At 73.2% G+C, this 26,972-nt stretch carries 24 protein-coding genes; 14 read left to right on the top strand and 10 right to left on the bottom strand.

The window, feature by feature from the left end; all coding sequences use genetic code 11:
• Complete coding sequence (gene bioD, locus AB0O21_RS14070) at window positions 1-720, top strand: dethiobiotin synthase (RefSeq protein ID WP_365170710.1); 720 nt, start codon at window positions 1-3, stop codon at window positions 718-720.
• A 37-nt stretch (window positions 721-757) separates the two neighbouring features.
• Here the strand turns inward: bioD and AB0O21_RS14065 are convergent, their stop codons facing one another.
• Complete coding sequence (locus AB0O21_RS14065; protein ID WP_365170708.1) at window positions 758-1,180, bottom strand: GNAT family N-acetyltransferase; 423 nt, start codon at window positions 1,178-1,180, stop codon at window positions 758-760.
• Between the two features lie 258 nt (window positions 1,181-1,438).
• Between AB0O21_RS14065 and AB0O21_RS14060 the strand changes: the two genes are divergently transcribed.
• The 5 genes from AB0O21_RS14060 (at window position 1,439) to mug (ending at window position 6,705) form a co-directional block, all read left to right on the top strand.
• Window positions 1,439-2,779 (top strand): hemolysin family protein, encoded by a 1,341-nt coding sequence (locus AB0O21_RS14060; RefSeq protein WP_365170706.1) that lies wholly within the window; start codon window positions 1,439-1,441, stop codon window positions 2,777-2,779.
• Complete coding sequence (locus AB0O21_RS14055) at window positions 2,776-3,801, top strand: hemolysin family protein (protein WP_365170704.1); 1,026 nt, start codon at window positions 2,776-2,778, stop codon at window positions 3,799-3,801. Before AB0O21_RS14060 ends, AB0O21_RS14055 begins: the two co-directional genes overlap by 4 nt.
• 57 nt (window positions 3,802-3,858) lie before the next feature.
• Window positions 3,859-4,650 carry an SGNH/GDSL hydrolase family protein gene (locus AB0O21_RS14050; protein WP_365170702.1) on the top strand — a complete coding sequence of 264 codons (792 nt, stop codon included), beginning with the start codon at window positions 3,859-3,861 and terminating at the stop codon, window positions 4,648-4,650.
• Window positions 4,651-4,720: 70 nt separating this feature from the next.
• Window positions 4,721-6,154 (top strand): adenylosuccinate lyase, encoded by a 1,434-nt coding sequence (gene purB / locus AB0O21_RS14045; protein WP_365170700.1) that lies wholly within the window; start codon window positions 4,721-4,723, stop codon window positions 6,152-6,154.
• On the top strand, window positions 6,151-6,705 hold the full coding sequence (gene mug, locus AB0O21_RS14040) for a G/U mismatch-specific DNA glycosylase (RefSeq protein ID WP_365170991.1): 555 nt from the start codon (window positions 6,151-6,153) through the stop codon (window positions 6,703-6,705). Before purB ends, mug begins: the two co-directional genes overlap by 4 nt.
• Here the strand turns inward: mug and AB0O21_RS14035 are convergent.
• From AB0O21_RS14035 to AB0O21_RS14025, 3 genes are read right to left on the bottom strand one after another with little or no spacing between them, the layout of a single operon-like run.
• Window positions 6,702-7,139: a hypothetical protein gene (locus tag AB0O21_RS14035; protein ID WP_365170698.1), complete on the bottom strand. Its 438-nt coding sequence runs from the start codon at window positions 7,137-7,139 to the stop codon at window positions 6,702-6,704. The two genes, mug and AB0O21_RS14035, sit on opposite strands and share 4 nt — an antisense overlap.
• Before the next feature lie 40 nt (window positions 7,140-7,179).
• Window positions 7,180-7,929, bottom strand: coding sequence for an ABC transporter permease (locus AB0O21_RS14030; protein ID WP_365170696.1), 750 nt, complete (start codon window positions 7,927-7,929; stop codon window positions 7,180-7,182).
• Between the two features lie 27 nt (window positions 7,930-7,956).
• Entirely contained in the window at window positions 7,957-8,868 is a 912-nt protein-coding gene (locus tag AB0O21_RS14025) for an ATP-binding cassette domain-containing protein (RefSeq protein WP_365170694.1), read from the bottom strand.
• Between the two features lie 108 nt (window positions 8,869-8,976).
• Between AB0O21_RS14025 and AB0O21_RS14020 the strand changes: the two genes are divergently transcribed.
• From AB0O21_RS14020 to AB0O21_RS14010, 3 genes are all read left to right on the top strand, one after another.
• Window positions 8,977-10,155, top strand: a complete 1,179-nt coding sequence (locus AB0O21_RS14020; RefSeq protein ID WP_365170692.1) for a histidine kinase — start codon at window positions 8,977-8,979, stop codon at window positions 10,153-10,155.
• A gap of 4 nt (window positions 10,156-10,159) precedes the next feature.
• Window positions 10,160-10,810: a response regulator transcription factor gene (locus tag AB0O21_RS14015; RefSeq protein WP_365170690.1), complete on the top strand. Its 651-nt coding sequence runs from the start codon at window positions 10,160-10,162 to the stop codon at window positions 10,808-10,810.
• A gap of 101 nt (window positions 10,811-10,911) precedes the next feature.
• Window positions 10,912-12,069 carry an ROK family transcriptional regulator gene (locus tag AB0O21_RS14010; RefSeq protein ID WP_365170688.1) on the top strand — a complete coding sequence of 386 codons (1,158 nt, stop codon included), beginning with the start codon at window positions 10,912-10,914 and terminating at the stop codon, window positions 12,067-12,069.
• Window positions 12,070-12,238: 169 nt separating this feature from the next.
• Here AB0O21_RS14010 and AB0O21_RS14005 read toward each other — a convergent pair whose 3' ends face one another.
• A complete protein-coding gene (locus tag AB0O21_RS14005) occupies window positions 12,239-13,009 on the bottom strand; it encodes a GntR family transcriptional regulator (protein WP_365170686.1) in 771 nt (256 codons plus the stop codon).
• 286 nt (window positions 13,010-13,295) lie between these two features.
• On the opposite strand from AB0O21_RS14005, the gene AB0O21_RS14000 reads away from it, so the two are divergent.
• The 4 genes from AB0O21_RS14000 (at window position 13,296) to AB0O21_RS13985 (ending at window position 19,325) form a co-directional block, all read left to right on the top strand.
• Window positions 13,296-14,147: an alpha/beta fold hydrolase gene (locus AB0O21_RS14000; RefSeq protein WP_365170684.1), complete on the top strand. Its 852-nt coding sequence runs from the start codon at window positions 13,296-13,298 to the stop codon at window positions 14,145-14,147.
• Between the two features lie 205 nt (window positions 14,148-14,352).
• Window positions 14,353-15,912: an alkaline phosphatase D family protein gene (locus AB0O21_RS13995; protein ID WP_365170989.1), complete on the top strand. Its 1,560-nt coding sequence runs from the start codon at window positions 14,353-14,355 to the stop codon at window positions 15,910-15,912.
• 114 nt (window positions 15,913-16,026) lie between these two features.
• Window positions 16,027-17,472 carry a GNAT family N-acetyltransferase gene (locus AB0O21_RS13990; protein WP_365170682.1) on the top strand — a complete coding sequence of 482 codons (1,446 nt, stop codon included), beginning with the start codon at window positions 16,027-16,029 and terminating at the stop codon, window positions 17,470-17,472.
• A gap of 149 nt (window positions 17,473-17,621) precedes the next feature.
• On the top strand, window positions 17,622-19,325 hold the full coding sequence (locus tag AB0O21_RS13985) for a DUF885 domain-containing protein (protein WP_365170680.1): 1,704 nt from the start codon (window positions 17,622-17,624) through the stop codon (window positions 19,323-19,325).
• 99 nt (window positions 19,326-19,424) lie between these two features.
• Here AB0O21_RS13985 and AB0O21_RS13980 read toward each other — a convergent pair whose 3' ends face one another.
• Window positions 19,425-19,940 carry a rhodanese-like domain-containing protein gene (locus AB0O21_RS13980; RefSeq protein WP_365170678.1) on the bottom strand — a complete coding sequence of 172 codons (516 nt, stop codon included), beginning with the start codon at window positions 19,938-19,940 and terminating at the stop codon, window positions 19,425-19,427.
• Between the two features lie 94 nt (window positions 19,941-20,034).
• On the opposite strand from AB0O21_RS13980, the gene AB0O21_RS13975 reads away from it, so the two are divergent.
• On the top strand, window positions 20,035-20,481 hold the full coding sequence (locus tag AB0O21_RS13975; RefSeq protein ID WP_365170676.1) for an Lrp/AsnC family transcriptional regulator: 447 nt from the start codon (window positions 20,035-20,037) through the stop codon (window positions 20,479-20,481).
• A 3-nt stretch (window positions 20,482-20,484) separates the two neighbouring features.
• Here AB0O21_RS13975 and AB0O21_RS13970 read toward each other — a convergent pair whose 3' ends face one another.
• From AB0O21_RS13970 to AB0O21_RS13955, 4 genes are all read right to left on the bottom strand, one after another.
• A complete protein-coding gene (locus AB0O21_RS13970; RefSeq protein ID WP_365170674.1) occupies window positions 20,485-23,496 on the bottom strand; it encodes an SMC family ATPase in 3,012 nt (1,003 codons plus the stop codon).
• Window positions 23,493-24,662, bottom strand: coding sequence for an exonuclease SbcCD subunit D (locus AB0O21_RS13965; RefSeq protein ID WP_365170673.1), 1,170 nt, complete (start codon window positions 24,660-24,662; stop codon window positions 23,493-23,495). The genes AB0O21_RS13970 and AB0O21_RS13965 overlap by 4 nt, the downstream gene beginning before the upstream one ends.
• A gap of 214 nt (window positions 24,663-24,876) precedes the next feature.
• Window positions 24,877-26,184 (bottom strand): hypothetical protein, encoded by a 1,308-nt coding sequence (locus AB0O21_RS13960; RefSeq protein WP_365170671.1) that lies wholly within the window; start codon window positions 26,182-26,184, stop codon window positions 24,877-24,879.
• Between the two features lie 105 nt (window positions 26,185-26,289).
• The gene (locus tag AB0O21_RS13955) at window positions 26,290-26,916 is read right to left on the bottom strand and encodes a YigZ family protein (protein ID WP_365170669.1); all 627 of its coding nucleotides are present in this window, start codon (window positions 26,914-26,916) and stop codon (window positions 26,290-26,292) included.
• Window positions 26,917-26,972 lie beyond the last annotated feature (56 nt).

Raw genomic sequence — 26,972 nt, 5'->3', positions numbered from 1 at the left:
ATGTCCGTACTGGTCGTGTCCGGCACCGGTACCGAGGTCGGGAAGACCGTGGTGACGTCGGCGATCGCGGCCGCCGCGGTGGCGGCCGGCCGCTCGGTGGCGGTGCTCAAGCCCGCGCAGACCGGTGTCGGCCCGCAGGAGCCGGGGGACGCCGCGGAGGCGGTCCGGCTGGCCGGCCCCTGCGTCACCGCGGTGGAACTGGCCCGCTACCCGGAGCCCCTGGCCCCGGATACGGCAGCCCGCCGCGCGGGACTGCCCACGCTCTCCCCGCAGCGGATCGCGGAGGCCGCCCGGCAGCTGTCGCTCTCCCACGACCTGGTCCTCGTCGAGGGCGCGGGCGGCCTGCTGGTCCGCTTCGACGAGGCGGGGCACACCCTGGCCGACGCGGCCCGCCTGCTGGACGCGCCGGTCCTGGTGGTGGCCGCGGCGGGCCTCGGCACGCTCAACTCCACCACCCTCACCGCGGAAGCCCTCCGGGCCCGGGGGCTGGCGGGGCTGGGCGTGGTGGTCGGCAGCTGGCCCGCCGACCCTGACCTGGCCGCCCGCTGCAACCTGGCGGACCTCCCGGCCTCATCGGGCCTCCCGCTCCTGGGTGCGGTCCCCGGGGGCTCGGGCGGCCTGGCGCCGGAGGACTTCCGCGCGGCAGCCCCCGGCTGGCTCGCCCCCGCCCTTTCGGGCACGTGGTCGGCCGCGTCGTTCCTGGCGGCCTGGCCGGCGTAACGGGCGCCCCGCGGGGCGGCCCGGCCGTGGCCGGGCCTCAGGCGAACGGCTTCACCCAGCGGCGCCAGTGGTCTTCGCGGTGGTAGCCGGCCGCGGCCCACACCCGGTGCGCCCGCTCGTTCGCTTCGAGGACCATCGCGTCGCCGCGCCGTCCGCCGACGGCGACGAAACGCCGTTCCGCCGCTTCGAGGAGCGCGCCGGCGATCCCCCGCCGACGGTGCGACGGCAGCACGGCCAGCCGGTAGAGGGAGGCGCGCCAGCCGTCCCAGCCGGCGATCACGGAGCCGACGAGGCGCCCGTCGGACTCCGCGAGGATCAGGGCTTCGGGATCGCGCGTGACGAGGCCCGTCACGCCCTCCACGTCGTCCGTGATGGACGTGCCCTCCGCGGCTTCCTTCCAGAAGGCGAGCACGTTCTCGGCGTCGGCCGGCACGGCGGCCCGTATGTGCAGCTCGGTCATGATCGGGAGCCAAGCACGCCCGGCCCGCGGCCCGCCACCGACTTCCGCCCTCCGAGACGCGGGCCGATCCGCCGAAAGAATGATCCGTTCTCTTTGCCCTTCCTTTACGCTGTGGGCAGGCAACCTCCCCGAACGACCGAAAAATGAAAGGTGTGAGCGTCCGCCCATGGGCGAGCCTCCCAGCCCACGACCCTCCCGATCGCGACACCGCGCGGTACCCCTCCTCCTGGCCGATCATGGGACGGAGGTGATCGACCGATGACCGAGGTGCTCCTGCTCGTCGTGGCACTGCTGCTCTGCCTTGCCTGCGGAGTCTTCGTCGCGGCCGAGTTCTCGCTGACCACCGTCGAGCGCAGCGAACTCGAACGGGCCGTCGAGCGCGGCGAGCGCGGGGCCGACAGCGCCCTGGCCGCCGTCAAGACCCTGACCTTCCAGCTCTCCGGCGCCCAGCTCGGCATCACCGTGACCGGCCTGGTCATCGGCATGATCTCCAAGCCGTCGATCGCCGCCCTGCTCCAGGGCCCGTTCGAGGCCATGGGGCTGTCGGCCGGAGCCGCGTCCTCCACCGCCCTGATCCTGGGCACCGTGCTGTCGACCATCGTCCTGATGGTCGTCGGCGAGCTGGTGCCGAAGAACTGGGCGATCTCCTCGCCGCTGGCCATCGCCAAGCGCGTGGCGACGATGCAGCGGGTGTTCAGCCGGGCCTTCCGGCCCCTCATCAGCCATCTGAACACCACCGCGAACCACACGGTCCGCCGCTTCGGCATGGAGCCGGCCGAGGAGCTGGCCTCCGCGCGCACCCCGCAGGAGCTGGTCGCGCTGGCGCGGCACTCCGCGAAGGCGGGCTCCCTGGAGAAGGACACCGCCGAACTGTTCGTGCGGACCCTGAACCTGGCCGACCTGACCGCGGAGAACGTGATGACCCCGCGCGTCCAGGTCACCGCCCTCGACGTGCAGGCCACCGCCGAGGACGTGGCGAACGCGACGCTGGCCACCGGCCTGTCGCGCTTCCCGGTCTACCGGGGCAGCCTCGACACCGTCGTCGGCACGGTCCACATCAAGGACGTGCTGGCGCTGTCCGCCGAGGAGCGCCACCGCACGCCGGTCTCGCAGCTGCTGCGCGAGCCGCTCCTCGTACCGGAATCGCTGACCGTGGACCGGCTGCTGGACCGGCTTTCCGGCAGGCAGACGATGGCCGTGGTCATCGACGAGTACGGCGGCACGGCCGGTGTGGCCACCCTCGAGGACATCGTCGAGGAGGTCGTCGGCGAGGTCCGCGACGAACACGACCCGCACGAGACCCCGGACCTGGCCCCGGCCGGTACGGATGCCGACGGGCGGGCGCTCTACTCCGCCGACGGCGCCGCCCGCACGGACCAGCTCCAGCGGATCGGACTGCGCGTGCCCGACGGGCCGTACGAGACCCTGGCCGGCCTGATAGCCACCGAGCTGGGCCGGATCCCGGTGGTCGGCGACAGCCTGGAGATGGGCGGCTGGCGCCTCGACGTGGTGGACGCGAGCGGGCGCCGGGCGGCGCGGGTGCTGCTGCACGTGCCGGCCGATTCCGAGGAGCACAAGGGCGGGGAGGGAGCCCGATGACCGCGATCCAGCTTCTGATCGGCCTGGCGACGCTCGTCGTCAACGCCTTCTTCGTCGGCGCCGAGTTCGCGCTGATCTCGGTCCGGCGCAGCCAGATCGAGCCGTACGTCGAGCAGGGCGACCGGCGGGCCCGCGCGGTCCTGTGGGGCCTGGAGCACGTGTCGGCGCTGATGGCCGCCGCCCAGCTGGGCATCACCCTGTGCACCCTGGTGCTGGGCGTGGTGGCGGAGCCGGCCATCGCGCACCTGCTGACCCCGTTGTTCGACCTGGTCGGGGTACCGGACGGCGTGACGCACGCGATCTCCTTCGTGGTGGCGCTGGCCCTGGCGACGTACCTGCACATGCTCTTCGGCGAGATGGTGCCCAAGAACGTGGCGCTGTCCGAGCCGGTGCGCACCGCGCTGCTCCTGGGCCCGCCGCTGGTGACCCTCACGCGGGCGCTGCGGCCGGTGATCTTCGCGATCAACGCCTTCGCCAACGCGCTGCTGCGGCTGCTGCGGGTGGAGGTGAAGGACGAGGTCGCGGCGACCTTCTCGGACGACGAGCTGGCGCGGATCGTGAGGGACTCCAGCGAGGCGGGGCTCATCGACGACCGGGCGAGCGAGCGGCTGCACGACGCCCTGGAACTGGGCCGCCGGCCGGTCACCGACGTGGTGCTGCCCGCGGACCGGGTGGTCCCGGCCCGGGAGGACATCACTCCGTCCGGGCTGGAGCGGCTGTCGGCGCAGTCCGGGTACTCCCGCTTCCCGGTGATCGACGCGCAGCGCCGGATCCTCGGCTATCTGCACGTCAAGGACGCCCTGGACGCGGAGCCGGACGCGCGCGACGAGCCGTTCCCGGTGACGGCGCTGCGGCCGATCGCGCAGATCCGGGCGGAGACCCCGCTGGACGACGTGCTGACCGCGATGCGGCGCAGCCGTACGCACCTGGCCGCGGTGCTCGGGCCGGACGGCGCGATGACCGGGCTGGTGACGATGGAGGACGTGCTGCGCGAGCTGTTCAGCCGGCCGGCATCGGCCTAGCGGTTGCGGTCCCCGGCCCTGCGGGGCCGGGGTACCGCGCGGTAACATCACTCCGCCATGGAGATGAATGTGCGCTACACCAGTTTCGTCGCGGTCGGCGACTCCTTCACCGAGGGCATGTCCGACCTGCTCCCCGACGGCTCCTACCGGGGCTGGGCCGACCTGCTGGCCGCCCGCCTGGCGGCGCGCGAGCCGGCCTTCCGCTACGCGAACCTCGCGGTCCGCGGGAAGCTCATCGGGCAGATCGCCGAGGACCAGGCGCCGGTGGCGGCCGCGATGGGCGCCGACGTGGTGGCTCTGGTGGGCGGGCTGAACGACACCCTGCGCCCCAAGGTGGACATGGGCCGCGTCCGGGACCACCTGGAGGCAGCCGTGGACCTGCTCGCTCCCTCCTGCAAGCACCTCGTCCTCATGCGCTCCCCGGGGCGCAACGGCCCGGTGATGGAGCGCTTCCGCCCCCGCATGGAGGAGCTCTTCGTCATCATCGAGGAGCTCGCGGCACGGCACGGCGCCCTGGTGGTCGACCTGTACGGGGCTCCCGCGCTCGGGGACCCGCGCATGTGGGACGTGGACCGGCTGCACCTGACCGCCGAGGGCCACCGCAGGGTCGCCGAGGCCGTCTGGCAGACGCTGGGCCTGCCCGCCGAGCTGGACTGGCGCGCCGAGCTGCCCGCGGCCGAGCCCCCCGGCTGGGCGGCCCGCCGGGCCCAGGACCTGAGCTTCGCCGGGCAGCACCTGCTCCCCTGGATCGGCCGCCGCCTGACGGGCCGCTCCTCCGGGGACGGCCGCCCGGCGAAGCGCCCGGAGCTGCTCCCGTACGCGCCCCGCGAGGACTCCTCGCTCTCGTAGCAAGGCACAATCCGCAGTGGGCCCCTACCTGCGTAAACGCACAGCCGGGGCCCAAGTAGAATCCCTACACGTGACAGCCAAGCCCCGCATCCCCAATGTCCTGGCCGGCCGCTACGCCTCCGCGGAGCTCGCCGTCCTGTGGTCCCCCGAGTACAAGGTGACGCTGGAGCGGCGGCTGTGGCTCGCCGTGCTGCGCGCCCAGAAGGACCTCGGCATCGAGGTCCCCGACGCGGCCCTCGCCGACTACGAACGCGTCCTGGAGACCGTCGACCTCGCCTCCATCGCCGAGCGCGAGAAGATCACCCGGCACGACGTGAAGGCCCGCATCGAGGAGTTCAACGCCCTCGCCGGTCACGAGCACGTCCACAAGGGCATGACCTCGCGCGACCTCACCGAGAACGTCGAGCAGCTCCAGATCCGGCTCTCCCTGGAGCTGGCCCGCGACCGCACCGTCGCCGTCCTGGCCCGCCTGGGCAAGCTGGCCGGCGAGCACGCCGAGCTGGTCATGGCCGGCCGCTCCCACAACGTGGCCGCGCAGGCCACCACCCTGGGCAAGCGCTTCGCGACGGCGGCCGACGAACTCCTCGTCGCCTACGACCGCCTGGAGAACCTCCTCGACCGCTACCCGCTGCGCGGCATCAAGGGCCCCGTCGGCACCGCGCAGGACATGCTCGACCTGCTCGGCGGCGACGCCGCCAAGCTGGCCGACCTGGAGCAGCGGATCGCCACCCACCTCGGCTTCGCCCAGGCGTTCACCTCGGTCGGCCAGGTCTACCCGCGCTCGCTCGACTACGACGTGGTCACCGCCCTGGTCCAGCTGGCGGCGGCGCCCTCCTCCATCGCCAAGACGATCCGCCTGATGGCCGGCCACGAGCTGGTCACCGAGGGCTTCAAGCCCGGCCAGGTCGGCTCCTCGGCGATGCCGCACAAGATGAACACCCGCTCCTGCGAGCGTGTGAACGGCCTGATGGTCATCCTGCGCGGTTACGCCTCGATGACCGGCGAGCTGGCCGGCGACCAGTGGAACGAGGGCGACGTCTCCTGCTCCGTGGTCCGCCGCGTGGCCCTGCCGGACGCCTTCTTCGCCTTCGACGGCCTCCTGGAGACCTTCCTCACGGTTCTCGACGAGTTCGGCGCCTTCCCCGCCGTCGTCGCCCGTGAGCTGGACCGCTACCTCCCCTTCCTGGCCACCACCAAGGTGCTGATGGGTGCCGTGCGGGCCGGGGTCGGCCGCGAGGCCGCACACGAGGTCATCAAGGAGCACGCGGTGGCCTCGGCCCTCGCGATGCGCGAGCAGGGCGCCGAGCGCAACGAGCTCCTCGACAAGCTGGCCGCCGACGAGCGGATGCCGCTGGACCGGGCCCAGCTCGACGCGCTGATGGCCGACAAGCTGTCCTTCACTGGCGCCGCGGGCGACCAGGTGGCGGCGGTGGTCTCCCGCATCGAGGCGATCGCCAAGCAGCACCCGGAGGCCGCCGGGTACGCACCGGGGTCGATCCTCTGACCCCCGACGAGCTCGACGCCGCCCGTGACCGCGTCCTCCCGGACGTGGTCGCGGGCGGTCTGCGTGTGCTGTTCTGCGGAATCAACCCGGGTCTCCTCTCCGCCGCGACGGGCCACCACTTCGCCCGCCCCGGCAACCGCTTCTGGCCCGTCCTGCACCTCTCGGGCTTCACCCCGCGCCGGCTGGCCCCCTCGGAGCAGGAAGATCTGCTGACCTACCGGCTCGGCATCACCAACGTCGTGGCCCGCGCCACGGCCCGAGCGGACGAGCTGACCGCCGAGGAGTTCCGCGAGGGGGGCCGCATCCTCACGGCCAAGGTGGAACTCCTGCGCCCCCAGTGGCTCGCGGTGGTCGGCGTCACCGCCTACCGCACCGCCTTCGGCGAGCGGAGGGCGCAGATCGGCCCCCAGGACCGGACCATCGGCTCCACCCGCATCTGGGCCCTGCCCAACCCCAGCGGCCTCAACGCCCATTGGACCGCCGAGACCATGGCCCAGGAGTACGCCCGCCTCCGCGCGGCCGCCGAAGCCCCCGAGCCCCCCGGGGCCTAGGGCGGGTCGATCACCGTGACCCCTGCCATCAGCAGGTAGGGGTCGCCCTCGTCCCACTGCGCCACGTAGGCCACGAGCCAGTGGTCTCCGGCCTTCCACACGTGCACGTGGTCGGTGCTGTTGCTCAGCTCGTCCCAGGGCTCCGGTATCTCCTCGCCGTCGAACCCACGCGCCCTCAGCGATACCAGGCTGAAGACCTGCGGCTCTCCCCACCGTTCGGTCAGGGCCTGGGTCAGCGCCCCGTACTCGGCGTTGATCTGGTCGGCCGCCTCGCTCCGGCCCGCCCCGCCGTCCTCCCAGAAGTCCGCGGTCCGCCCCACCGGGACCAAGTGGTAACCCGGGCCGCTGCTCTGCCCGCCGGACCAGACCGGCTCACTCGGGAACTCCTTCGCCCGGAGCCGGTCGATCGTGTCGAGATGCTCTGCCGTGGTCATACCGTCAGTATCCCGACCCCCACTGACAACTGGCCCGCCGTCACGCGTCCCGGCGCCGCACCGCCAGCCAGCCGGCGAACACCGCGGCTCCCGCCCACAGCGCCATCACGCCGAGGCCGGTCCAGGGACCGAGGCCGTCCTGTGCCTGGGAGTGCATCACCATCTGTCCGGCACGGTCCGGCAGGAACCGGGCCACGCCGCCCGAAGCCTCGCCGACGACGAACGAGACCAGCAGGACGAACGGTATGAGCAGGCTCAGCACGGCCGTACCGCTCTTCAGCAGGGCGGCCAGCCCGGCCGCGAACAGGGACATCAGGGCGAGGTAGAGCCCGCAGCCGACGATGGAACGGTAGGTGCCCGGGTCGCCGAGCTCGATTGCGTAGGGTCCCATGAAGGCCTGTCCCGCGACGAAGGTGACCAGCGCGGTGGCCTGGCCCATCAGCAGGGCCAGTCCGCCCACCAGCGCCATCTTCGACAGGTAGAACCGGGTGCGGTTCGGCACCGCGGCCAGCGAGGTGCGCAGCGCGCCGTTCTGGAACTCGCAGGACAGTGCGCCCGCTCCGAAGGTCATGGCGGCGATCTGACCGAAGAGGAGTCCGTAGTAGGCCGCGAAGAGCGGGTCCGGGCCCATGCTGCCGGCCTCGGCCCGGCCTATCGCCGCAGCGGTCAGCACCTGGATGCCGGCGGTGGCGGCGAATATGGCCATCAGCGCCCCGCAGGTGCCGCGCAGGGACCGTATCTTGATCCATTCCGAGTGCAGGGCGGGGACGGTGGGCAGAGCGGCGCGCATGGTGATGCCTCCTGGGGGTCGGGAACGTCAGCGGGTTGCGGTGAACTGCGCGTGATCGGCCGTGAGGTCGAGATAGGCCTGCTCCAGCGAGGCGCGCTCGTCGGAGAGTTCCAGCATGGGGATGCCTTCGCGGGCGGCCATGCCGCCGAGCTCTTCGGCCCGTATGCCTTCGACGGTCCATCGCCCGTCGTCCGCGGTCACGAGTTCGAAGCCGTCTCGGGCCAGGGCGGCCCGCAGCCGGATCGGGTCGGAGGTGCGCAGGCGGACCCTCCGGGTGCTGCGGGCGTCGATGAATTCCTTCATCGATGTATCGGCCAGCAGCTTTCCGTTGCCGAGCACGATCAGGTGGTCGGCGAGTGCCGAGGTCTCCGACATCAGGTGGCTGGAGACCAGGACGGTGCGTCCTTCGGCGGCGAGTCCGCGCATCAGCTCGCGGATCCAGATGATGCCCTCGGGGTCGAGGCCGTTGGTCGGCTCGTCGAGCAGGAGGACGCCGGGGGCGCCCAGCAGCGCTGCGGCTATGCCGAGGCGCTGACGCATCCCGAGCGAGAAGGTCTTGATCCGCCGCTTGGCCACGGAGGCCATCCCGGCCTGCTCCAGGACCTCGTCCACCCGGCGGGTCGGCATCCGGCCGGCCGCGGCGAGAAAGCGGAGGTGGTCCCGGGCGGTGCGTCCCCCGTGCGCCGACTGCGCGTCAAGGAGGGCGCCGACCCGGTGCAGCGGGTCCGGGATGTCCAGGTAGCTCCGACCGCCGATGGTGGCGGTGCCCGATGTGGCCCGGTCCAGGCCCAGCAGCAGCCTCATCGTCGTGGACTTGCCGGCGCCGTTGGGGCCCAGGAACCCGGTGACCCGCCCGGGCAGGACATCGAAGGTGAGGCCGTCCACCGCACGGTGGGTGCCGTACTCCTTGGTGAGTTCTCGGATCTCGATCGTGTTCATGCCTCAAGATTCGCCGGGGGCCCCACCCCCTGCCCTCCCCCACGTGGGGGGATCGTCTCCCCCACGTGGGGGAGACGGCGGCCCGTCACCGACTGTCAGGATGAGGACATGTACCAACTGCTCCGTGCGCCGCTTCGCGGTGTCACGTACACGCGCTGGCTCCATCTCCTCGTACCGATCCTGCTCCTCTCCATCTGGATGTTCATAGGGCCCAAGTGGCCGTGGATGCCCGCGGTGATCGTCGCTCCGTTCGGGCTGATCCCCTGGGTGCGGCTGGCCGAGGGGCTCCAGGCGCAGTTCCTGCTGACCCCGCACGAGCGCGGCCGGCACGACGGATCCATCAGCACCGCGCCGTCCGCGCGTTGGGGGGACCGCTGGCGTACGGTCGCCTGGCTGGAGATACGTCTCGTCCTGGCGGGCGCGGCCATGCTGGCGACGGTGTGGCTGCCGATGACGGCTCTGGAACTCGGCCTCACCGCCTCGGGGCGCGTTCTCGGGGCGGACGACACGATCCTGCCCTTCGTCCCGCCGCGCTGGGTGGCCTTGTTCCTCGTGCCGGTGCCGCTGGTCCTGCTGCTGGTCATCGTGGTCCTGCTCGGCGAGGCGGTCACGGCGACAGCGGCCAGGCTGCTGGGCCCCTCGGCGGCCGAGCGGCTCAGCGCGCTGGAAGCGCGGACCGAGCAGCTGCTGGAACGGGCACGGATCGCCCGGGAGTTGCACGACTCGATCGGGCACGCGCTCACCGTGGCGGTCGTCCAGGCGGGAGCCGCCCGGGCCGCGGGCGATCCGGAGTTCACCGAGCGCGCGCTGTGCGCGATCGAGGAGACCGGCCGGGCCGCGATGGAGGACCTGGAGCGGGTGTTGTTGGTGCTCCGGGAGTCCGCGCAGACTCCTTCGCAGCGGCCCACCCTGGCCGATGCCGACCGGCTGCTGGAGTCGGCGCGCGCTTCGGGTGCCCCCGTGGAAGCCGAACTGTCCGGTCCGCTGGAGAAGTTGCCGGGCCCTGTGACACGGGAGGGGTACCGGATCCTTCAGGAGGCGCTGACCAACGTTCTGCGGCACAGCGGCCCGGTTCCGGTCCGGGTGCGGATCGAAGTGGCCGTGGGAACGCTGGATTTGGAGGTCACCAATCCGCTGTCGGCGGAGCCTGCGGTGACGACGGGCCGCGGCTCCGGTCTGCGCGGCATCCGGGAGCGGGCCGCGCTGCTCGGCGGAGAGGCCCAGACCGGGCCGTACGAGGGCAACTGGAGGGTGCGCGCGCGGCTTCCGCTGGAGCGAATACGCTGACCCGATGCCGGTCACCGTACTGCTCGTCGACGACGAACCCCTGGTGCGCGCGGGTCTGCGCGCCGTCCTGGAAGCCCAGCCCGACATCGAGGTGGTGGGTGAGGCGCCCGACGGGGCCTCCGTGGTCCCGCTCGTGCGGCAGCTGCGGCCCGACGTGGTGGCGATGGACGTACGGATGCCACTGCTCGACGGGATCGAGGCGACCCGGGCGATCCTGAAGACGGTGGACTCCCCGCCGAAGATCCTCGTGGTCACCACGTTCGAGAACGACGAGTACGTCTACCAGGCACTGCGGGCCGGCGCGGACGGGTTCCTGCTGAAGCGGGCCCGGCCGTCGGAGATCGTGCACGCCGTGCGGCTGGTGGCGGAGGGCGAGACGCTGCTCTTCCCCGCGGCTGTCCGCGCCCTGGCCGCGGAGTACGGAAACCGGCAGGCCCGGGCCGTGCTGGAGCGGGCGGCTTTGACGGAGCGCGAGGAGGCGGTCCTGCGGCTGATGGCACGTGGACTGACCAACGTGGAGATCGCGGGCCGGCTGATCGTCGGCACGGAGACGGTGAAGTCGCACGTCAGCGCGATCCTTGGGAAGCTGGGGGCGCGGGACCGGACCCAGGCCGTGATCATGGCGTACGAGTCGGGGTTCGTCTCCCCGGCCTGAGTGGAGCGATGAGTTCCGGCCGATGGGGGGCTGGTTCTCGCCGCGACACCGGGTGCGCAGTACCATCCGGCTGACAGACTCACCAGCTGGGAGGACACACGTTGGGGCAGCTGACCGGCGGAGATCCCTCTCTGCTCAGGCGGATCAACTCCGCCGTGGTGCTGCGGGCACTGCGCGCGGCCGAAGCGCCGACCCTCACCGACCTCACCCGGGTGACCGGGCTCTCGCGACCTACCGTCGAAGGGGTCGTGGAGGGGCTGATGGCGACCGGACTGGTCGTCGAGGCCGAGGCCGAGGAAGGCGCGCGGCGCCAAGGACGGCCGGCGAGGCGGTTCCGCTTCCGGGCCGAGGCGGGGCACCTGCTGGGCATCGAGATCGGCTCGCACCGCGTCGCCGTGCTGCTCGCCGGGCTGGACGGCCGGGTCATCGGCGCGGGCACGAAGGACGTCGCGGAATCCGCGTCGGCCGACGACCGGCTGGAGAAGGTCCGCTCCGCCGTCGCTGACCTGCTGCGCAGGGCCGGGGTTCCCCGGGACTCCCTGCGCGCGGTCGGGGTCGGCAGCCCCGGGATCGTGGAGGCGGACGGCACGGTCCGCCTCGGCACCGCCCTGCCCGGCTGGACGGGACTGCCCCTGGGGGAACGCCTCCAGCGCTCGTTCCGCTGCCCGGTACAGGTGGAGAACGACGCCAACGCCGCGGCGGTCGCCGAGCATTGGAAGGGTGCCGCGCGGGACACCGACGACATCGTGTTCGTCATGGCGGGACTCAGTCCCGGCGCCGGCTCGCTGATCGGCGGCCGACTGCACCGGGGCTTCGGCGGGGCGGCCGGCGAGATCGGCGCCCTGCACCTGCTGGGCCGTGAGGTCACGCCCGAGAAGCTGCTGTCGACCACCGGGGAACCCCTGCATCCGCTGGACGAGCCGGCGGTCGCCGAGGTCTTCGCGATGGCCAAGCGGGGGGACGAGCGCGCCGTGGCCGCCGTGGAGCGGTTCCTGCAACGGCTGGTGCACGACGTGGCGGCACTGGTCCTGGCGATGGATCCGGAGCTCGTGGTGGTCGGCGGCTGGGCGGCCGGGCTGGACGGGGTCCTTGATCCCCTGCGCCGGGAACTGGAGCGCTACTGCCTGCGCCCTCCGCGGGTGGCGCTGTCCCTGCTCGGCGAGGCAGCGGTGGCCACCGGCGCCCTGCGCCTCGCGCTGGACCACGTGGAGGAAGAGCTCTTCGCGGTGGAGAAGACGGTCACGGCCCGCCGCCGCTGACGGCGCCGCGCGGCCGAACACCGGGAGCGAGCACGCGCACGGGTACGGCCCGCGCCCGGCGCATGCCGGACCCGGGCCGTACCCGAAGAACACAGAGGCCAGGACGCCCCTCACCGGCGGGCCGGGCCCGCCCGAACCGCCCCGGCGTCGAGCTCGGGCCCGCGCGGCCTCAGGAGGCGACGCGCGGCTCGTGCGTGATCTCGACGTCGCCCGAGTCGCCGAAGGTGAGGCGGCAGGTGTCGGCGCGGTAGGTGGCCACCGAGACCGCGGCGGTGCCCGCGGCGGTGAAGTAGCGCGTGGTGACGAGGAGTACGGGCGCGCCGGGCAGGCGGTCCAGTTCCTTGGCGTCGTCGGCGCGGGCGGAGCCGAGCTCCACCGATCGGTCCTGGCCGTCGAGGACCAGTCGCTGCAGCTCGCGCAGGACGGCGCGGGCGCGGGCGGGTCCGGCGGGGGCCTCGATCTCGGGGAGACCGGGCACCGAGGCGGCCGGGACGTAGAGCAGTTCGGCGGCGACGGCCTGGCCCTGGGTGACGCGGGTCCGCCGCACGGTGTGGACGGGCGCGTCGGCGGCGAAGCCCCCGCCGGTGCCCAGCAGCTTCAGCACCGCGGCCGAAGGCAGGGTCTCGGAGGCGTCCACCGGCTCCCAGCCGTCCGCGTGCTCGCCCGGCCAGCTGTGCCCGGCGGTGCCGACGGCGACACCGACGCGCGGCGGGGCGACGGTGGTTCCGACGCCGCGGCGGCGCTGCAGGCGGCCCTCGAGCTCCAGCTGCTCCAGCGCCTGGCGCAGGGTCGCGCGGGCGACGCCGAAACGGGCGGCGAGCTCACGCTCGTTCGGCAGGACCTCGCCGACGGCGAAGTCCTGGTCGAGCGCTTCGCTGAGGACGGTCTTGAGGTGCCAGTACTTCGGCTCCGGCACCGTGTCGAGCTGCGTGGTCCCCACCCTGACTCCTCCTGCCATCGCCGCACTCGCCGTGTGTTCCAGCGGCAGTTCCGCGCCTTTGTTTATTAAAGGTTCCTGCACTATCCCTGCGACGATAGGACGGTGCACCCCCTTGGTCAAGACCAATGCTGACCCCTGCACCGGGCAGATCGGGCATATGTATCAAGCCGTTCACGGGATGTTCTCGAATGCACCGGAGGCTTGTAGTCAAGGGCTACCGGACGGTAATCATGGGACGGCATTACTGACAGCCCGTCTCACACGCGTCCAGCCGACGAGGAGCAGCATGACCGCCACGGTCTCCTTCACGATCGATTCGCCGCTCGGCCCCCGCACCGCCACCGTCGCCTACGAGCGCAAGGGCGCGGGCGAACCGCTCCTCCTGCTCCACGGGATCGGCCACCACCTCCAGGCCTGGCACCCGGTGACCGACATCCTGGCCGCCGACCACGATGTGATCGCCGTCGACCTGCCCGGCTTCGGCGCCTCGGAGCCGCTGCCCGAAGGCGTCCCCTACGACCTGGCCACCGTGCCCCCGGCGCTCGGGGCGCTCTGCGCGGCCCTCGGTGTCGAGCGCCCGCACGTCGCGGGCAACTCCCTCGGCGGACTGCTCGCGCTCGAAATGGGCCGGACCGGCCTCGCCCGCTCGGTCACCGCCCTCTCCCCCGCCGGGTTCTGGACCGAGGGCGAACGCCGCTACGCCTTCGCCACCCTCCTCGCGATGCGCGCCGGCGCCAAGGCGCTGCCGCGCCCCGCGCTGGAGCGGCTCGCGCGCGGCGCCGCGGGCCGGGCGGCGCTCACCGGCACCATCTACGCCCGCCCGGCCCGCCGTTCGCCCGAGGCCGTGGTCGCCGAGACGCTCGCCCTGCGCGAGGCGACCGGCTTCGAGGCGACCCTGGCCGCCGGTGGCTCCGTACGGTTCACGGACGACGTGCCCGGCCTGCCGGTCACCATCGCCTGGGGCACCCGCGACCGGCTGCTGCTGCGCCGCCAGGGCGTACGGGCGAAGCACACCGTCCCCGGCGCCCGACTGGTGCGGCTCCCGGGCTGCGGCCACGTCCCGATGAACGACGATCCGGCACTCGTCTCCCGAGTGATCCTGGACACCGCCCGCACCCGGCAGCTCTCCGCCGCCTGACCACGGGGGCGGGCGACCGGGCACCGGAGGACAGAACGACCGGGCGACCGGGCACCGGACGGCCGAAAGACGCAACGGCCGAACGGCCGAGCGGCAGGCGGCTGTTCATCCCCGGTTCGCGTGGGCGACGCGGCCGGGCCGGGGTGCGGCGGCACCCTGGTCCGAACCACCCCCGCCCGCCCCTGGAGACGCACCGATGGCACCGATGCCGCACACCCGACGGTCCCTGATCGGCGGTTCCCTCGCCCTGTCCTCCGCACTGTTCGCCACTCCGGCGCTCGCGGCCCCCGCCTTCGCCCGCTCCGGCCGGCCGAACGCGCTCTGGGGTGTGCAGTCCGGCGAGATCACCGCCCACTCGGCCACCGTCTGGACCCGTTCGGACCGCCCGGCGCGGATGTACGTGGAGACCTCCCCGAGCGAGGCGTTCCGCTACGCCGTGCGCCGCCACCGGGGTCCGCTGCTCGGTCCCTCCGGCGACTTCACCGGGACGACCGTGCTCCGCGACCTCCCGCCCGGGCAGCAGATCCACTACCGGGTGGTCCTGGCCGACCCCGACGACCCGCGCCGCACCTCCGAGCCCCTCCACGGCAGCTTCCGCACCACCCCCGTCTCCCGCCGCCACGACGTGCGCTTCCTGTGGTCGGGGGACCTGGCGGGCCAGGGCTGGGGCATCAACCCCGACGTCGGCGGCTACCGCGTCTTCGAGGAGATGCGCCTGCGCAACCCCGACTTCTTCCTCTTCAGCGGGGACACGATCTACGCCGACGGGCCGATCAAGCCGTCCGTGCCCCTCCGTGACGGAACCACGTGGCACAACGTCACCACCGAGGAGAAGTCGAAGGTCGCCGAGACCCTCGCCGAGTTCCGCGGGAACTTCCGCTACAACCTGCTCGACCACAACCTGCGCGGCTTCAATGCCCAGGTCCCCGTCCTCGCCCAGTGGGACGACCACGAGGTGCGCAACAACTGGTACCCGGGCCAGCTGATCGACGATCCGCGCTACACGGTGCGCGAGGCCGACACCCTCGCCGCCCGCGCCCGCCAGGCCTTCGGCGAGTACTTCCCCGTCACCGACCTGCGCGGCGGCCGGGCCGAGGGCCGGATGTACCGGGTGATGCGGTACGGCCCGCTGCTCGACGTCTTCGTACTCGACATGCGCACGTACCGGAACGCCAACTCCCCCGGCACGCGGACCGAGGACCCGATCGGGATCCTCGGCCCCGAGCAGCTGGCCTGGCTCAAGCGCGAGCTCACCCGCTCCCGTGCCACCTGGAAGGTCATCGCCGCCGACATGCCGCTGGGCATCGTCGTCCCCGACGGGGCCACCGACTTCGAGGCGGTGGCCCAGGGCGACCCCGGCGCCCCGCTGGGCCGCGAGCTCCAGATCGCCGAACTGCTGCGCCACATCAAGCACCAGCGCATCACCGGCACCCTCTGGCTCACGGCCGACGTGCACTACACCGCCGCCAACCACTACGCGCCGGAGCGGGCGGCCTTCGCCGACTTCGCGCCGTTCTGGGAGTTCGTCTCCGGCCCGATCGGCGCGGGCGGCTTCCCGGCCGGGCGGCTCGACGCCACCTTCGGCCCGGAGACGGCCTTCGTCCAGTCGGCGCCGTTCGCCAACATGTCCCCGTCGGAGAACCCCCCGTACTACGGCGAGGTCGACATCGATGGCGGCAGCGGGGAGCTCACCGTCCGGCTGCGGCGCCAGGGCGGCGGCGTCCTGTTCACCCGGACCCTCCAGCCCGGACGCGTGGGCCAGTAGCCGCGGCCACCAGGGCGTACGGGAAAACTGGATGAAATCGGCCAGATGGACGCTTAACCAGGCGGTCACAGACCGTTCGTGATCACGCAACACCCCTGCGCCACAGTGGTGTGCATGACTGACCGTGATCTTGCCTCCGCCCAGCGTCCCCACCGCCACCACTGGCGCCGTGACGTCGTCGAACTCGCCGCCCTGTTCTGCGCCGTCGCGGTCGCCGACGCCATCGCCAATCTCGTCGTGCACGGCCCCCGGGGCCCGATCCTGCTCGTGGCCTCGGCCGTCGCGCTCCTCGTGACCGCGGCCTTCCACACCTGGTGGGCACGGCGCCACAGCCATGCGCCGCCGCCGGACACCATCCCGGCCGCGGCCCCCGCCGCGGGCACGGGCTCGGCCACCGCCGTGGGCGCGCCGGCCGCCGCCCTCTGGCGGATGCGCACGACCGTACGGGACGAGCCCGGCTCCCTGGCCGCCCTCTGCACCGCCCTCGCCCGCAACGGCGTCGACATCCTGACCCTCCAGACCCACCCGCTCCCCGAGGGCGGCACCGTCGACGAGTTCCTGCTCCGCGCCCCGCAGCAGCTGCCCTCCGCCGACCTCACCCGCGCCATCTCCCTGGCGGGCGGGCACAGCACCTGGATCGAGCGCGCCGACGCCCACGACCTGGTCGACGCACCGACCCGGGTCCTGGGCCTGGCCACCCGCACCGCTCTGGACGCCGCCGAGGTCCCCCTCGCGCTGCGCCAGCTGCTCGGCCGGTGCACCATCCACTCGATCCCGGCGACCACCCTGTCCGGCCGCCCCAACGCGGGCGCCGACGCCCCGGTCGAAGGGGTGCTGGAGGCCACCGTCATGCGGCTGCGCGACCCCGCGGGCGGCGCGATCACCGTGGAACGGCCCTACCTGCCCTTCACGCCGACCGAGTTCGCCCGCGCCCGCGCCCTCGTCGAGCTCGACGCCCGCCTCGGCCCCCGCGTCCCGCGCAGCCTGGACGTACTGACCCTGCCCGAGGGCAACGAGATCACCGTCCGCCGCGCCGACGGCTCCGACCTCGCGGCGGCCCGCGCCATGCACGACCGCTGCTCCGAGCGCACCCTGTCCCTGCGCTACCACGGACCCGTCGCCGACGCCGACCGCTACCTCGGCCACCTGCTCAGCCCCCGGTTCGGCCGCACGCTGGCCGCCACCACCGCATCCGGCAAGCTCGTGGCCCTCGGCCACCTCCTGTGGGACGGCGACGAGACCGAGGTCGCGCTGCTCATCGAGGACGACTGGCAGCGCCGCGGCATCGGCCTGGAACTGCTGCGCCGGCTCGTCGCGATGGCCGTGGAGGCCGGCTGCGACAGCGTGTATGCCGTCACGCAGTCCTCCAACACCGGGATGGTCGCCGCCATGCGCGGGCTGGCCCTCCCCCTCGACTACCAGATCGAGGAGGGCACCCTGGTGATCACGGCCCGGCTGGACGCGACCCCCGTCAGCTCCCGGCTGTCGTACGACGTCACCCAGGAGGGTGCCCGCGAGCTCCCGTCGCGCGAGGCCCGGCCCCCGCGCCACCACCACTGACCGCGAGCGCATCGCGCCCCGTACGGACCACGACCCGCACCGCGTCGAAGAGCGCGTGCGGGTCGCGGGCGTCCCGCCGACGGTCCGAGTCAGCAGACTGGCGCCAAACGGTGATGACGTACACCCTTCGGACGTAAGAAGATGTCCGCATGTCAGAGACCCTCCACAACGGCAGCGCTTCCCGGCTGCCCCGCCAGGTGGCCGACCAGTACGTCGACGACCTCATCGCACTCGACCCGATCACGGGCACCTACCTCGGTGTCACCGAGTGCTCCGCCAAGCTCCCGGACTTCTCCCCGGCCGGCCGTGCCGCCGTCGCCGAGCTCGCCCGCACCACCCTCGCCCGCCTGGAGGCCGCCGAGCGGCTGCCCGGCGCCGACAGCGACGCCGAGCGCCGCTGCGCCCGTCTGCTGCGCGAGCGCCTGACCGCCGAACTCGCGGTCCACGAGGCCGACGAGGACCTGTGCGCGGTCAGCAACATCCACAGCCCCGCGCACGCCGTCCGCGAGGTCTTCACCCTGACGCCCTCCGAGACCGACGCGGAGTGGGCGGCCATCGTCGAGCGGCTGCGCACGGTACCCGCCGCCCTCGCCGGCTACCGCGAGAGCCTGGCCCTCGGCCTGGAGCGCGGCCTGTACGGCGGCCCCCGCGCCACCGCCACGATGATCGGCCAGCTCACCACCTGGGCCGGGCAGGACGGCGACGAGCCCGCCTTCTTCGAGGACTTCACCGCCGGCGGCCCCGACACCCTGCGCGCCGAACTGGCCGAGGCGGCCTCCGTCGCGACCGCCGCCCTCGTGGAGCTGCGCGACTGGATGCGCGACGTGTACGCGTCGGCCGTCGAGGGCAAGCCGGACACCGTGGGCCGCGAGCGCTACGCCCGCTGGTCGCGCTACTACAACGGCACGGACCTGGACCTGGACGAGGCGTACGCGTACGGCTGGTCCGAGTACCACCGCCTGCTCGCCGAGATGAAGGCCGAGGCGGCCAAGATCCTCCCGGGCGCCGGTCCCTGGGAGGCGCTGAAGCACCTGGACGAGCACGGCACCCACATCGAGGGCGTCGACGAGGTCCAGGCCTGGCTCCAGGGCCTCATGGACGAGGCCATCGAGAACCTCGACGGCACCCACTTCGAACTCGCCGAGCGGGTCAAGCGGGTGGAGTCGAAGATCGCCCCGGCGGGCGGCGCCGCGGCCCCGTACTACACCAACCCGTCCGAGGACTTCTCCCGTCCGGGCCGCACCTGGCTGCCCACGATGGGACAGACCCGCTTCCCGGTCTACGACCTGGTCTCCACCTGGTACCACGAGGGCGTCCCCGGCCACCACCTGCAGCTCGCGCAGTGGACACACGTCGCGGACCAGCTGTCCCGCTACCAGGCCGGCGTCGGTCTCGTCAGCGCCAACGCCGAGGGCTGGGCCCTGTACGCGGAGCGCCTGATGGACGAACTGGGCTACCTCAAGGACGCGGAGCAGCGCCTGGGCTACCTGGACTGCCAGATGATGCGCGCGGCGCGGGTCATCGTGGACATCGGCATGCACCTGGGCCTGGAGATTCCGGCGGACTCGCCGTTCCACCCGGGCGAGCGGTGGACGGTGGACCTGGCGCAGGAGTTCTTCGGCCTGCACAGCGGCCGGCCGGGTGACTTCGTCGAGAGCGAGCTGACCCGCTACCTGTCGATGCCGGGGCAGGCGATCGGCTACAAGCTGGGCGAGCGCGCCTGGCTGCTGGGCCGCGACAACGCGCGGGCCGCGCGCGGCGACTCCTTCGACCTGAAGGCCTGGCACATGGCGGCGCTGTCGCAGGGTTCGCTGGGGCTGGACGACCTGGTCGACGAGCTGTCCAAGCTCTGACGCGGAGACCGCCGGCGGAAACACGGACGGGCCGCTCATCTCCCCCAGGGGTGAGCGGCCCGTCCGCCCGGGCCGGGCACGGCGCGTAAGGCGGACACGTCAGCAGCCGCAGTCGTCCGAGTCGGTGGGCGCGGTCAGCGGGTCGGCCTCGGCCCGCTGCTGGCTGCCCTGCCAGGTCTCGACCTCGAAGCCCTCGCGGATCCAGTACTCGATGCCGCCGAGCATCTCCTTGACCTGGAAACCGAGTTCGGCCAGGGCCAAGGCCGAGCGGGTGCCGCCGTTGCAGCCGGGGCCCCAGCAGTACGTCACCACGGGGACGTTCTTGTCCAGGAGCCGCTCGGCCTGCTCGGGGATGAGGGCCGTGGGCAGGTGGATGGCGCCGGGCACGTGGGCCTGGTCCCAGGACGGCGTGGAACGGGAGTCGATCAGCTGGAAGCCCAGCTCGGCGCCCTGCTCGCGGTGGGCCTTGAAGGCGGCGGCGACGTCCGAGACGTCCGCGTGGAAGGCCAGGCTGGCGGCGAAGTACGCGGCGGCCGCGGCCGGCGAGGCCGGGGGCACCCGCAGCACGGGGTTGGCGGTGGCGGGGGCGGTGGAGGCGTTCTGCGTGGTCGTCATGGCAAGAAATCTACGATCTGTTGATCAACCTCGGAAGCGGTTTTCCCCGGCCTTCTGCTTGTTCCGCCGGGGATTCCACTGCTAGACCTACGACATGACCGACTATTCCCCTGACGCCACCGACTGGCGGATCCTCGAAGCCCTCCAGCGGGACGGCCGCGCCAGCTTCACCGAGCTCGCCCGCTCCGTGTCCATGTCCGCCAGCGCCGTCACCGAGCGGGTCCGCCGCCTGGAGGAGGCCGGCGTCATCACCGGCTACACGGCGGTGGTCGACCCGGAGAAGCTCGGCAAGACGATCCTCGCCCTGGTGCGGCTGCGCTATCCGCACGGCAACTACAAGCCGTTCCACGACCTCCTGGAGACCACCAGTGAGATCCTGGAAGCCCATCACGTCACCGGCGACGACTGCTTCGTACTCAAGGTCGCCGCCCGCTCGATGGGACACCTGGAGGAGGTCACGGGCCGCATCGCCGGACTCGGCTCGGTGACGACGAGCATCGTGTACTCGTCCCCGCTCCCCCGCAGGCCGCTCAGTCCGTGAACCTCAGTCCGTGAGCCCCGCCGTACGGTGGCGCACCACGGAGCCGCCGCGCTGCTTGACGATCTCCAGCTGGGTCTGGACCCGGGTGCGCAGGTCGGCGACGTGGCTGACGATGCCGACGCTGCGGTCCCGCTCGCGCAGCGAGTCCAGTACGTCCAGCACCTCGTCCAGCGCCTGGTCGTCGAGGCTGCCGAAGCCCTCGTCAATGAAGAGGGTGTCGAGGCGCATGCCGCCCGCCTCGTCGGTGACCACGTCGGCGAGGCCCAGCGCGAGGGCGAGCGAGGCGAAGAAGGTCTCGCCGCCGGACAGCGTGGCGGTGTCGCGCTCGCTGCCGGTCCACGCGTCGACCACGTGCAGCCCGAGCCCGGAACGCCCCCGTCCGCTCGCCCGCGCGTCGGAGTGCACCAGGGTGTAGCGGCCGCCGGACATGCGCAGCAGCCGTACGGTCGCCGCGGCGGCGACCTGCTCCAGGCGGGCGGCCAGCACATAGGCCTCCAGCCGCATCTTGCGCTCGTTGTCGGCGGAGGTGCCCGCGGTGAGCCCGGCCAGCCGGGCCACCCGGTCGTAGGCCTCGCGCAGCGGGCCCAGCGCGCGCAGTTCGTGCTCCGCCTGCCGGGAGAGCCGGTCGAGCTCCTCGCACCGGACCCGGGCCGCGTCGAAGGCCGATCCTGCCGTACGAAGCTTCGCCGCGGCCCGCGCCGCGTGCGCCTCGGCCTCCTCCGGTGCGGCCGGGGGCAGGGCCGCGGCCTCGGCGGTGTCGGTCTCGGCGAGGCGGTCGGCCAGCATGGCTTCTTCTGCCTGCCAGGTGTCCAGCCGGTGTTGGAGCGCGGTGCGTTCGTATTCGGGCAGGACGGCGTCGGCCGCCTCCTCGATGGTGTCGAAGCCGGCCCTGAAGGCGGCGTCGGCGAGCTGGTCGTCGGCCTCCTTGAGCCGGGCGGCCGTGGTTTCGGCTCGGCGCAGTGCGGCGGCGGCCCCGGAGACGATCCGGACCCGGTCCTCCAGGGTCCGCTGGCGGGCGGCGACCGTGGGCGCCCCGTCCCGGACCTGGGCGAGTTCCGCCTCCAGCGCGGCCTGCTCCCGGTCCAGCGCCTCGCGGCGCGAAGCCCTGGCCGCGGCCCGGCGTTCGGCGCCCTGCCAGTCGGCGCTGCGCGCGGCGTGCTCCCGCTCCGCGCGCTCCAGCTGCTCGCGGGCGGCGCGCCAGCCGGCGGCCGCGGCGTGGGCGGCGGCGTGCCGGGCGCTCAGGTCTGAGGTGAGCGCGAGGAGTTCCGCGGTGGTGGCGTCCCCGGCGGCGGCCGCGGCCTCGGTGCGGGCCTGCCGGGTGGCGGCGAGCCTGCGTTCGACTTCGGCCCGGGCCTGTTCGGCCCGCTCGGAGAGGGCCTGGGCGGCGTCCTCCGCGGCCCGGTCCACGTGGCCGGGTGCCGGCCGGGCGGGGGCGGGGTGCTCGGCGGAACCGCACACCGCGCAGGCCTCCCCGGCGACCAGGGCCTCGGCGAGCTCGGCGGCGATGCCGCGCAGCCGGGCCTCCTTGAGCTCGAGCCAGCGTTCCCGGGCGGCGGCGGACTGCTCGCGCAGGGTGAGGAGTTCGCCCTCGGTGCGCTCGGCCTCGGCGGCGAACTCGTCCCGGCGGCAAGCGGCGTTCAGGTGCATGCGGGCGGGTTCCAGCTTGCCCGCGAGCTGCTCGGCGAGCGTGGCGGCCTGCTGGGCGGCGTCCACCCGCTCCTGCAGCGCGGCCCGGGTCGCCTCCCAGTGCTCCAGCCACTCGGCGGACTCCAGGTGGGCCTCTTCCGCGGCCCGGGACTCCCGCTCCAGGTCGGCCCGTTCGCGGCCGATCTCGGCGCTGCGCTGCTCGTCCCGGCGGGCCGCCCCCAGCGCGCCGAGCGCCTCGCGCAGCCCCTGTTCGACGCCGGCGAGCTGCTCGGCGCCCGCCTCCCTGTACACCGGCGGGAGTTCGGCCCGGGCGGCCGACTCCGCGTGCGCGGCGGCGAGGTGCGCGGCCGAGGCCGCGCCGCGCAGTTCCAGCGCGGGGGCGGCCAGGGCGCCGCGGCGGGCCCGGTCCAGGAGGCCGCGCACCCTCGCCCGCTCGGGTGCGGCCTCGGCGAGCAGGGCCGCCCGGCGGGTGGTCTCCGCGTGGCGGCGCTGGAGGCGGTCGAGCTCCCGGGCGTCCTCGGCGGCCCGCCGGGCGGCGGCGTGCCGGCCCTCGACGGCCGCCAGGGCGTACTCGGCGACGGTGCGCCGCTCGCGGGCCGCGCACCGGGCGACGGCCGCCCAGGCGCGGACGGCCTCGGCGAGGCCGGGGTCGCCGGGCTGGTGTCCGGGCATGGGCCAGGCCCGCAGGTCGGCGCCGCCCCCGGCGGCCTGGGCGAGCCGCTGGGCGGTGTGCAGCACCTTCTCGTCGCCGGCCCGGACCTTGGCCTCGGCGGCCCGGCGGCGCTCGCCGAGCAGGGTCTCGACGGCGGCGAAGCGGCGGGTGTCGAAGAGCCGCCCGAGCAGCCGGCCGCGCGCGGCCTCGTCGGCGCGCAGGAACTTGGCGAACTCCCCCTGCGGCAACAGCACCACCTGGCAGAACTGCTCGCGGCTCATGCCGAGGAGCTGCTCGACCTCCTCGCCGATCTCCTGGTGGGAACGGCTGAGCGCGCGCCACTGTTCCCCGTCGTACTCGCGGAGCCAGCTCTGCGCCTTGTCCTTCGTCGTCCCCGTACCGCGCTTCTTCGGCCGGTCCTGCTCCGGGCGCCGGGTGATCTCCAGGCGGCGCCCGCCCGCGGTGAGTTCGAGGGTGACCTCGGTCGGGGTGTCTGCGGCGGCGTGGTCGCTGCGCAGGCTGGTGCCGGGGGCCTGGCGGGCGCCGGGCACGGAGCCGTAGAGCGCGTAGCAGACGGCGTCGAGGACGGAGGTCTTGCCCGCGCCGGTGGGCCCGTGCAGCAGGAAGATCCCGGCGCCGGACAGGGCGTCGAAGTCGATCTCCTGGGGCTCGGCGAAGGGCCCGAAGGCGGTGACCGCCAGCCGGTGCAGCCTCATCGGTGGGTCTCCTGGCGGCTGTCGTCGGTCCGTACGTCGTCGAAGGCGCTCCGCAGCACGGCCCGCTCGGCCTCGTCCGCGTGCCCGCCCCCGCGTACGTGGGCGACGAAGTCCTCGGCGATCTCCTGGTCGCTGCGGCCGCGCAGCCGCTGGGCGTAGGAGGTGCCGGCCTCCTCCTCGCGGCCCTCGGGGTCGAAGGCGAGGCTGAGGGTGTGCGGGAAGCGGGCGGCGAGCCGGGCCATGGGGTCGTCGGGCCGGACCGGGTCGGTGAGGGTCGCCTCGACCCAGGCGTCCGCGTGGACCTCGTACGCGGGCTCCTCCAGCAGCTCCTCCAGCCGCCCCCGCAGCCGCACGAGGGCCCGGGGCACGGGCGTGTCGATCCGCTCGGCGGCGGCGATCTCCCCGTCCCCACCGAGCTCGATCAGCCACATGCTCTTCCGGTGATCAGCCTCGGAAAAGGAATAGGCGAGCGGGGAACCCGAGTACCGGACCCGTTCGTTGATCGTCTGGCAGCCGTGGAGGTGGCCGAGGGCGGCGTAGTCCACCCCGTCGAAGACGGAGGCGGGCACTGCCTCGACTCCGCCGACGCTGATGTCGCGCTCGCTGTCGCTGGCCTGCCCGCCGGTGACGAAGGCGTGCGCGAGGACGACGGAGCGGGTGCCGGGCGGGCGGGTGGCCAGGTCGGCCCGGATCCGCTCCATGGCCGCGCCCAGCACGGCCTCGTGGCTGACCTTCTCCGCGGCGAACTCGTCCCTGACCAGGGCCGGCTCCAGGTACGGCAGCCCGTACAGCGCCACGTCACCGTGTACGTCGGCCAGCACCACGGGGTCGGCGCAGCCGGCCGGGTCGGTCCTGAGGTGGATCCCGGCCCGGCCGATCAGTCCGGCCCCGACGCCGAGGCGGCGGGCGGAGTCGTGGTTCCCGGAGATCATCACGGTGGGCACGCCGATCTCGGCGAGCCGGTGCAGGGCCCGGTCGTACAGCTCGACGGCCGGCAGCGAGGGCACGGCCCGGTCGTAGACGTCCCCGGCAACGAGCACGGCGTCGACCTCGCGCGCGCGGACGGTCTCGACGAGGTGGTCGACGAAGGCGGCCTGGGCGCCGAGCAGGTTCACACGGTGGAAGGATCGGCCGAGGTGCCAGTCGGAGGTGTGCAGGAATCTCATGAAATCGCCCTGACCTGCACGTTTACCCCTACTGCGGCTCAAAATCCAGCACGAACCAGCACGGGGCCAGCCGACAACTCATGCCACGCTAACGCATGTCGCCCCATGATCCACCACTCACGTCGGATCAGCCTGGACATCGGCAGTCATTTCCCCGGGCCGGCGATCCTCCTCACATCGCGGAAGGACGCCGGCCGCGAGCGCGCGCCTGCGCCTACGCGGGCAGCGCGGGGAACACGATCACCGAGCCGTCCTGGTCGCGGGCGATCTCGATCGCCACGTCGGTCGTGGGGCTGTTGGCCACGACGCCGTCGCCCAGCTTGCGAAGCCCGTTTGCCGCGCGCAGGAGGCGATCGACGTCACCGATGTGCATCAGCGGCACCAAACCCGACGTGCGTGCCAGGTCCAACGCCGACAGGCGCTGCAGGACCCCGGCGATGCCCGACTCCAGTGTGTCGAGGCGCTGCTGGTCGGCCTTGAGCGCGCGGGTGAAGTTCGCGAACAAGTTGCCACGGTCGAGCTGGGCATGCTCGACGGCCTGCAGGACGATGACCCGCCGCTTCAGCGCGATGGTCAAGGCAGCGAGTGCGAGATGGGTGCGGAACTTGCCGCCGTGGTCGTCGATGCCGGGGAACGACTTGTTCAGCTTGCCGATCTCGACCGGCTTGCCGTCGGGCAGCTCGTCGAGTGCGCTCTGCCACTTGGCCAGGCGGCGGTCAGCTGCGGCCAGGGACTTGCTGATGGCGTGCACTGCCGAGTCCAGCCCCAGCGAGACACCGGGTTTGCCCTGGTCGAGCAGAACGGCTGTGGCTTTGTCGATGGCATCGCGGCAGCCGTCGAGTTCGTTGCGCTCGTCCTCGAGCTTCTGTTCGTGCAGTTCCTCGAGCAGTTCCGTGATGCGCTCGATGGCCTGCTGGCGCTTGTGGTCGGCATTCGCGCTCACCCCCACCGCTATGGCCATGAGCACGAGGGGCGCGGCCACGGTGAGCGCCGCGCTGCCGGCGACCGCGACGCCGGCTGTCGCACCGGCTCCACCGGCCGCGCCTGCTGCTGCCGCCTTGCCGATGGGCACGAACGTCGCCTGGGCGGCGATGCCCGTAGAGCTCACGAGCGAACCGTGGATGCCGCCGGCCGCCGCTTTCGACGCCATCGGGCGGACAATGCCCTGACCGAGCTGGGCGGCGACCTTCGCCGGGACCACCATGCGGTACAGGCCTTCACCGGCAGCGGTCGCCGTGGCCGCCACGGAGGAATTCGGCGCTGATTCCTTGATGAGCTGCGACAGGTGCTGCGCCAAGGGACTCGCGAGGTCGAGCGGGATGCCTCGACCGCGGTCGAGCTTGTCGGGCAGGGGATGCACCTCGAGTGTGGCGATCGGCTCGTCGGCCAGGACTGCCAGCACACTGCGCAGTTCGGCCAAGCGCTCGGCCGTCATCGGCTCGTCCCCGGCCACTGCGGGCACCCGGACGTCACCCGTCGCCAGCGTCCACACCGGAACGGTTGCCGTGCGGTCGTCAGTCATCGTCTCCCCCTCGTTTCCCGACGACAGCCTACGGGTGGCGTCCGACAGAACCGCATGAACCTTGTGGATTCCGCTGCGGAAGATCGCGGCCCGTGGCGGGCGCGCTCAGGGCGCGTACGTCTCTCCGCCGAGCGTGAGGGTGGCGCTGCCCGCCGTACTGTCGGCGAGCCAGGCCTCGAAACCGGGCAGGTCCGCCTCCGGCAGGGCGACCTCGATCTCGACGGCGGCGCCGTAGCGCAGGTCCACGACGGTGCGGCCGGTGGAGCGCAGGTCGTTCTGGGTCTTCCCGGCCCGCTGGTGGTCGACGGTGACGGTGGCCAGCCGGTAGCGCCGCCGGGTGACGGTGCCGAGCGCGTCGAGGGCCTCGCCGACGACTCCGCCGTAGGCCCTGATCAGACCGCCGGCGCCGAGCTTGACGCCGCCGTAGTAGCGGGTGACCACGGCGACCGCGTACCGGATGTCGCGGCGCGTGAGCATCTGCAGCATGGGCACCCCGGCGGTACCGCCGGGCTCGCCGTCGTCGCTGGCCTTCTGCACGGAGGCGTCGGCGCCGATCACGTAGGCGAAGCAGTTGTGCGAGGCGGTGGGGTGCTCCCTGCGGATCCGCGCGACGAAGTCCTGCGCCTCCTGCTCGGTCGCGGCGGGCGCGAGCGCACACAGGAAGCGCGAGCGGTTGATCTCCGACTCGTGCACGCCCTCGCGGGCCACCGTCACGTACTGGTCTGCCTTCACCTCTCCACCCTAATCCGTGGCCAACTACGGTCCGGCCGCCTTCCCCTCCCCCCACC

The sequence above is a fragment of the Streptomyces sp. NPDC091371 genome, assembly GCF_040684275.1.
Classification (GTDB): domain Bacteria; phylum Actinomycetota; class Actinomycetes; order Streptomycetales; family Streptomycetaceae; genus Streptomyces.
The sequence above is the reverse complement of the archived record's forward strand: the minus strand, read 5'-3'. Positions and strand labels throughout refer to the sequence as shown.